Annotated in this window: 5 protein-coding genes and 1 pseudogene; 2 read left to right on the forward strand and 4 right to left on the reverse strand. The window is 59.3% G+C overall.

Annotated elements, in window-relative coordinates:
- Position 1 precedes the first annotated feature (1 nt).
- The 4 genes and pseudogenes from K0F88_RS02625 to K0F88_RS02640 all read right to left on the reverse strand — a co-directional run bounded on the left by K0F88_RS02625 (position 2) and on the right by K0F88_RS02640 (position 4,338).
- Positions 2-1,567, reverse strand: coding sequence for an ABC transporter ATP-binding protein (locus K0F88_RS02625; RefSeq protein ID WP_094469268.1), 1,566 nt, complete (start codon positions 1,565-1,567; stop codon positions 2-4).
- A 532-nt stretch (positions 1,568-2,099) separates the two neighbouring features.
- A pseudogene (locus K0F88_RS02630) lies at positions 2,100-2,674 on the reverse strand (YigZ family protein).
- Positions 2,675-2,681: 7 nt separating this feature from the next.
- On the reverse strand, positions 2,682-3,332 hold the full coding sequence (locus K0F88_RS02635) for a TetR/AcrR family transcriptional regulator (protein WP_109627829.1): 651 nt from the start codon (positions 3,330-3,332) through the stop codon (positions 2,682-2,684).
- An 85-nt stretch (positions 3,333-3,417) separates the two neighbouring features.
- Complete coding sequence (locus K0F88_RS02640; RefSeq protein ID WP_219093837.1) at positions 3,418-4,338, reverse strand: LysR family transcriptional regulator; 921 nt, start codon at positions 4,336-4,338, stop codon at positions 3,418-3,420.
- A gap of 138 nt (positions 4,339-4,476) precedes the next feature.
- Here K0F88_RS02640 and K0F88_RS02645 point away from each other — a divergent pair, with 138 nt between their 5' ends.
- Both K0F88_RS02645 and K0F88_RS02650 read left to right on the forward strand, forming a co-directional pair.
- Complete coding sequence (locus K0F88_RS02645; protein WP_219093839.1) at positions 4,477-5,826, forward strand: aspartate aminotransferase family protein; 1,350 nt, start codon at positions 4,477-4,479, stop codon at positions 5,824-5,826.
- Between the two features lie 64 nt (positions 5,827-5,890).
- A complete protein-coding gene (locus tag K0F88_RS02650; RefSeq protein ID WP_219093841.1) occupies positions 5,891-7,384 on the forward strand; it encodes a CoA-acylating methylmalonate-semialdehyde dehydrogenase in 1,494 nt (497 codons plus the stop codon).
- Positions 7,385-7,573 lie beyond the last annotated feature (189 nt).

Genomic DNA, 7,573 nt, shown 5'->3' on the forward strand with positions numbered 1-7,573 from the left:
GTTAAACCGATGCGGATGCGAGTGATTGAGGGGCGTCGAACTGGCCGGCCATCCAGCCGCCGACATCGATCAGGCGCGTGTCGACCGTGGCCTTGAGCGGCGACAGGCGTCCGCTGCACAAGGCACCGAGCCGGTCGCTGATCTGGAACAATTCGTCGAGGTCTTCGCTGATCACCAGGATCGCCGCGCCGGCATCGCGCAAGGCAATCAACGCACGGTGAATGGTCGCGGCGGCGCCGACGTCCACGCCCCACGTCGGGTGCGCGGCCACCAGCAATTTCGGTTGCTGGAGGATCTCGCGGCCGAGGATGAATTTCTGCAAATTGCCGCCGGACAGACTGTGGGCTGGCGCTTGGGTGTCGGGTGTTTTTACGCCAAAGCGGCGGATGATTTCTGCCGCCAAAGCTTCGACCTTGGCGCGCTGAATCAGGCCGTTGCTGACCAGGCCTTGTTGAAACGCGGTGAGCAGGGCGTTATCGGCGAGGCTCAGTTCGGGCACCGCACCGTGGCCCAGACGCTCGGCGGGAACAAAAGCGAGGCCGAGGTGGCGTCGAGCATCGGGCCGCAAATCGGCGACCGGTTGCCCGATGAAACGGATCGTCCCGTTGTCGTTTCGGCTCAACCGTTCTTCGCCGCTGAGCAGGCCCAGCAATTCATCCTGACCATTGCCTGCAACACCGGCGATACCGACGATTTCGCCGCTGCGCACGGTGAGGTCGATGTCCATCAGGGAGCAGCCGAACGGGTCCGGGTTGTGCCACGACAATCCGCTCACATTCAAAAACGCGTCACCGCCGATCACCTTCGGATAATCGGTCATCAGCTCGGCGGCTTCCCCCACCATCAACCTCGCCAATTGCTGATCCGAACACTCGGCCGGCACGCAATGCCCAGCCACCCGACCGCCGCGCAGCACCGTAGCGCTGTGACATAACGCGCGCACCTCGCCGAGCTTGTGGCTGATAAACAGAATGCTGCAACCCTCGGCCGCGAGCCGGCGCAGGGTGATGAAGAGGGCGTCGGCCTCCTGCGGCGTGAGCACGGAAGTCGGCTCATCGAGAATCAGCAGGCGGATGTCCTGCATCAGGCAACGAACGATTTCCACCCGTTGCCGCTCGCCGATCGACAGGCTATGGACAAGGCGCTCCGGTTCCAGCGCCATGCCGTAGCGTCGGGAGACTTCACGAATTTTTGGCTCAAGCTGCTTCGGCGTGCCGGCCGCCGCACCCATTGCCAGGGCAATGTTCTGCGCCACGCTGAGGGTTTCGAACAGCGAGAAATGCTGGAACACCATGCCGATCCCCAATGCGCGAGCCTGTGCCGGATTGCGCATGTTCACGCGCTGGCCTTGCCAGATCATTTCCCCGGAATCGGCGTGGGTGACGCCGTAGATGATCTTCATCAACGTACTTTTTCCCGCGCCGTTTTCGCCGAGCAGAGCGTGGATTTCACCGGGAGCAATGTTCAGGTCGATGGCGTCGTTGGCCAGGCAGCCGGGGTAACGTTTACTGATTTTGCGCAGTTGCAGGCGAGGCGTTTGATCGGGGATCGGCACGGGGTTGGGCATGACAGGCTCGGGTCGCTAGAAGTTATGCCTGTGGATAAAGCAATTTCCTGGCCATTGAGTCAGGAAAACTGAAAATCCTTGCTGGCAAAGGTATTGAGGGCGGGACGTCGCCATCTTTCGATTCCCGATCAAGCACTACTTGGGGGCAAAGTGCTTGATCAGGCTCTGATTTTGCTCGCCGGGTATTGGTCAAAAAACGAGCAACACGCCGCAACCTATGCCGGATATAGGGCAGCGCCAGCCATGAACGGGTTATCCACAGGTTGTTCCACAGTATTTGTGCGCAAGCCGAAAGCGCGGGCATAAGCACTGTGCGGCTATCTTCTAAAGGTGATAACCGGCGCTAACTGTTTGTTTTTTATTGGGATTAGTGGTTTGTGTGGAAAATTGGACGAAAAATGAGCAAAGCCCGCAAAGCCGCATGACAGAAGGGTTACAGCAGGATGTGCTCAGGTTATCCACAGCCGGGTGCACAGCAGATGTGGGCAAGTGAACAGGCTCGATGAAAGGGCAGTGAACGGTGTTGGTGCGATCAGTGCTGCAACACAATGCGCCCGCGACTCAGGTCTGCGAGCTGAGTTTGCAGGGTCGTGATGTGCTCTTCGCCAATTGCAATTCCACGCCGTTGGCGGTGAAGGTTTCTTCCACCACTAAACCGCCCGATTCCGCGACGCGCAGTTTCACCAGCGCCAATTCACCAAACGCACAGGCACAGCTCACCGGCACCCGACTGATCAGCTCGACTTTCTCCGCGCCTTGCAGGCACTTGTTCGCGCCGCCGCCATAGGCCCGGGCGAGGCCGCCGGTGCCCAATTGAATGCCGCCATACCAACGAATCACCAACACCGCGACCTGATCGCAATCCTGCGCTTCGATGGCCGCCAGGATCGGTCGTCCTGCGGTGCCGCCCGGTTCGCCGTCGTCATTGCTGCGATACTGATCGCCGAACTTCCAGGCCCAGCAGTTGTGCGAGGCATTCAAGTCGCTGTGCCGATCGATGAACGCCTGGGCTTCAGCGGGGCTTGCGATCGGCGCGGCGAAAGTGATGAAACGGCTTTTGCGAATCTCTTCGCGGTATTCGCAAAAACCGCTGAGGGTGAAAGGCATAAGTGTCTTAGATAGCTGGCGTGAGGCCGCAGCCCTTGAGGATGATGCGGATCAGGTTGTTGCCGGCGTCTTCCATGTCTTGCTTGGTCAGCTTGGTGCGGCCGCTGACACGGCAGATCTGGGTGGCGAAGTCGGCGTAATGCTGGGTGCTGCCCCACAGCAGGAAGATCAGGTTCACCGGGTCGACCGGGTCCATCTTGCCGGCGTCGATCCACGCCTGGAACACCGCCGCCCGCCCCTGGAACCAGGCGCGATAGTCCTGATTGAAATACTCGGTCAGGCACTCGCCACCGCTGATCACTTCCATGGCGAAGATCCGCGAGGCTTGCGGCTGGCGACGGGAGAATTCCATTTTGGCGCGGATGTATCGGGTCAGTGCTTCGGCCGGATCGTCCTCGGCAGTCAAGGTGTTGAAGGTGCTGTCCCACAACTGAAGGATGTTGCTCAACACCGCCACGTACAAACCGAGTTTGTTGGTGAAGTAATAATGCAGGTTCGCCTTGGGCAACCCGGCATTCAGGGCGATGGTGTTCATGCTGGTGCCTTTGAACCCGTGACGGGCGAACTCGTCTTCGGCGGCTTTGATGATGGTCTCTTCGTTCTTCTGACGAATGCGGCTGGCGGGTTTGCCGCCGTGAGCGGGGACTTCAAAGGTCATAGGCACTTCCGGACAAGTGGATGGGTGTAGCCACTGCGTTGATAGCGCACCCACAGGCTCCAGACAAGTCCCGACACGATAAAACCTAGCGTGTCGCGGCCAGACTCTCCAGAAAACTTTCCAGCACCAAATGCGGGCGCCGGCCCTTGCGGGTGACCGATGCGAGGCTCAGGTCATAAAAACGCGCCTTGGGTTTCAGCGCACGCAATCGGCCTTGTTGCACCCAGAGGCTGGCGTAGTGGTCCGGCAGGTAGCCGATGAAGCGTCCGGTCAGGATCAGGAACGCCATGCCCTCACGGTCCGAGGCACTGGCGGTGCAATTGAGCGCCTGGTAATGGGCCTGGATTTCCGCGGGCAAACGGAAGGTCGGCGCGATGGCGTCCTGGCTATTGAGGCGCTCGTCATTCAGTTGTTTATCGTCGACATAAAACAACGGATGACCCACTGCGCAATACAGCAACGAGCGTTCGCTATAAAGCGGCTGATATTCCAGCCCCGACAGCGCGCTGGCTTGCGGCACCACGCCGACATGCAATCGACCGTCGAGCACGCCTTGTTCGACTTCATTGGGCGCGATCATGCGGATCTGAATCTGCACGTCCGGCCCGCGTTCCTTCAGTTGTGCCAAGGCATGGGTGATGCGCATGTGGGGCAGGGTGACGAGGTTGTCGGTCAGGCCGATGGTCAATTCACCACGCAAGTGCTGGTGCAGACCGTTGACCTCGGTGCGGAAACTTTCCAATGCACTTAATAGCTGCAACGCCGATTGGTACACCTCGCGACCTTCTTCGGTCAGGGAAAACCCGGCGCGACCGCGTTGGCATAGACGAAGGCCGAGGCGCTGTTCCAGATCGCTCATTTGCTGGCTGATGGCCGAGCGGCCGATCCCCAATACCGATTCCGCTGCCGAGAAGCCGCCGCACTCCACCACACTGCGAAAGATCCGAAGCAGGCGGATATCAAAGTCACTGACTTGCGCCAGTGGATCGGGGCGACGGCTGCTCATGCTCTAATACTCAAAGTTTAGTGGGGGGCTGACTGAACGTTAGAAGAGTTGGATTTCACCGACTTTATCCTCGTGGCAATTTAGCTGCAAGAACGCTTTTGATCTCTATGCCGCTTATTGCCCTGCGAGGTTTTGCCCATGAACTTGCCCGAAAACGCCCGATCTCCTTTGGCCAGCCAGCTCAAGCTCGATGCCCACTGGATGCCTTACACCGCCAACCGTAATTTCCAGCGCGATCCGCGACTGATCGTTGCCGCGGAAGGCAGTTGGCTGACGGACGACAAGGGACGCAAGGTCTACGATTCGCTGTCAGGTCTGTGGACCTGTGGCGCCGGGCACACCCGCAAGGAAATTCAGGAAGCCGTTGCCAAGCAACTGGGCACCCTCGATTACTCGCCGGGCTTCCAGTACGGCCATCCGCTGTCGTTTCAACTGGCCGAGAAAATCACTGACCTGACCCCGGGCAATCTGAATCACGTGTTCTTCACTGATTCGGGTTCCGAGTGCGCTGACACAGCAGTGAAGATGGTGCGTGCTTACTGGCGTCTTAAAGGCCAGGCCACCAAGACCAAAATGATCGGACGTGCCCGTGGCTATCACGGCGTGAACATCGCCGGCACCAGCCTCGGTGGCGTGAACGGCAACCGCAAAATGTTCGGTCAGGCGATGATGGACGTCGATCACCTCCCGCACACTTTGCTGGCGAGCAATGCCTACTCCCGTGGGATGCCGACGGAGGGCGGTATCGCCCTGGCCGATGAACTGCTCAAGCTGATCGAGCTGCATGATGCTTCGAACATCGCAGCGGTGTTCGTCGAGCCAATGGCCGGTTCCGCTGGCGTGCTGGTTCCGCCGCAGGGTTATCTGAAGCGTCTGCGCGAAATCTGCGATCAGCACAATATCCTGTTGGTGTTCGACGAAGTGATCACCGGTTTCGGCCGTACCGGTTCGATGTTCGGCGCCGACAGCTTCGGCGTGACCCCGGACCTGATGTGCATCGCCAAGCAAGTCACCAACGGCGCGATTCCGATGGGCGCGGTGATTGCCAGCTCCGAGATCTACCAGACCTTCATGAACCAGGCGACGCCGGAGTACGCGGTGGAATTCCCGCACGGTTACACCTACTCCGCGCACCCGGTGGCTTGCGCTGCTGGCCTGGCCGCACTCGACCTGCTGCAAAAGGAAAACCTGGTGCAGAGCGTGGCCGAAGTCGCGCCACATTTCGAAAATGCGCTGCACGGCCTGAAGGGCTCGAAAAACATCATCGACATTCGTAACTACGGCCTGGCGGGCGCGATCCAAATCGCACCGCGTGATGGCGACGCCATCGTGCGTCCGTTCGAAGCCGGCATGGCTCTGTGGAAAGCCGGATTCTACGTGCGCTTCGGCGGCGACACCCTGCAGTTCGGCCCAACCTTCAACAGCAAGCCGCAAGACCTTGATCGTCTGTTCGACGCGGTCGGCGAAGTGCTGAACAAAATCGACTGATTTTCCCTTCTATATAGAGGCGCCCTTTGACGGGCGCCTGTGGACAACTTTTCTGGAGCCCCGCATGAGCCTTATCCCGCATTTGATCAATGGCGAACTGGTGACCGAAGACGGTCGCACGGCTGACGTGTTCAACCCGTCCACCGGCAAGGCCATCCACAAGCTGCCGTTGGCCAGCCGCGAAACCATTCAAAAAGCCATCGACTCGGCCAAGGCTGCGTTCCCGGCCTGGCGTAACACGCCGCCGGCCAAACGTGCCCAGGTGATGTTCCGTTTCAAGCAATTGCTGGAGCAGAACGAAGCACGTATCGCCCAGTTGATCAGTGAAGAGCATGGCAAGACCCTGGAAGATGCTGCTGGTGAACTGAAGCGCGGTATCGAGAACGTTGAGTTCGCCTGCGCAGCGCCGGAAATCCTCAAGGGCGAGTACAGCCGTAACGTCGGCCCGAACATTGATGCCTGGTCGGACTTCCAGCCGTTGGGCGTGGTGGCGGGTATTACTCCGTTCAACTTCCCGGCCATGGTGCCGCTGTGGATGTATCCACTGGCGATCGTCTGCGGCAACTGTTTCATCCTCAAACCGTCCGAGCGTGATCCAAGCTCGACGCTGTTGATCGCTCAACTATTGATCGAAGCCGGCCTGCCTAAAGGTGTGCTGAGTGTGGTGCATGGCGACAAGGCGGCAGTGGACGCGCTGATCGAAGCGCCGGAAGTCAAAGCGCTGAGCTTCGTTGGCTCGACGCCGATTGCCGAATACATCTACGCCGAAGGCACCAAGCGCGGCAAACGCGTCCAGGCACTGGGCGGCGCGAAGAACCATGCGGTGCTGATGCCGGATGCGGATCTGGACAACGCGGTCAGCGCACTGATGGGCGCGGCCTACGGTTCTTGCGGCGAGCGTTGCATGGCGATCTCGGTGGCCGTATGTGTGGGCGACCAAGTGGCGGATGCGTTGGTGGCCAAGTTGGTACCGCAAATCAAGGCGCTGAAAATCGGTGCGGGGACTTCTTGTGGGCTGGACATGGGGCCACTGGTTTCCGGGCAGGCTCGCGATAAGGTCAGTGGCTATATAGAAGACGGCGTTTCTTCGGGCGCGTCCCTGGTGGTTGATGGTCGTGGTTTGAGCGTTGCCGGTCATGAGGAAGGCTTCTTCCTGGGTGGCTGCCTGTTCGATAACGTCACGCCAGAGATGCGCATCTATAAAGAAGAGATCTTCGGGCCGGTGCTGTGTGTCGTTCGGGTCAACAGCCTGGAAGAGGCGATGCAACTGATCAACGATCACGAATATGGCAACGGCACCTGCATCTTTACCCGTGATGGGGAAGCGGCGCGGTTGTTCTGTGATGAGATCGAAGTTGGCATGGTCGGCGTCAACGTACCGTTGCCGGTGCCGGTGGCTTATCACAGCTTCGGTGGCTGGAAGCGTTCGCTGTTTGGCGATCTGCATGCGTATGGCCCGGATGGTGTGCGTTTCTACACCCGTCGCAAGGCCATTACCCAGCGCTGGCCGCAGCGTGCGAGCCATGAAGCGTCGCAATTCGCATTCCCTAGTTTGTAAGTAAGAAGGGAAAAAGGCCGGCCTCTTGGGGCCGGCCTTTGCGTTTCAGGGGCTTTTTTGACCTATATGACAGTATTGTGAAAATAGGTGTTGACGGCAGATTCTGGAAGTCTATAATTCGCCCCACTTCCGGCGTAGCCGAAACGGAAAACTCCTTGGTAAACAAAGAGTTACGCAGTTTTCGGCAGC

The organism is Pseudomonas sp. UMAB-40, from assembly GCF_900095275.1.
GTDB lineage: Bacteria > Pseudomonadota > Gammaproteobacteria > Pseudomonadales > Pseudomonadaceae > Aquipseudomonas > Aquipseudomonas mandelii_B.

Bases quoted from the DNA above. Each gene is read 5' to 3' on its own strand.
- K0F88_RS02650 (WP_219093841.1), top strand. From the start codon at position 5,891: ATGAGCCTTATCCCGCATTTGATCAATGGCGAACTGGTGACCGAAGAC.
- K0F88_RS02645 (WP_219093839.1), top strand. From the start codon at position 4,477: ATGAACTTGCCCGAAAACGCCCGATCTCCTTTGGCCAGCCAGCTCAAG.
- K0F88_RS02635 (WP_109627829.1), bottom strand. From the start codon at position 3,332: ATGACCTTTGAAGTCCCCGCTCACGGCGGCAAACCCGCCAGCCGCATT.
- K0F88_RS02625 (WP_094469268.1), bottom strand. From the start codon at position 1,567: ATGCCCAACCCCGTGCCGATCCCCGATCAAACGCCTCGCCTGCAACTG.
- K0F88_RS02640 (WP_219093837.1), bottom strand. From the start codon at position 4,338: ATGAGCAGCCGTCGCCCCGATCCACTGGCGCAAGTCAGTGACTTTGAT.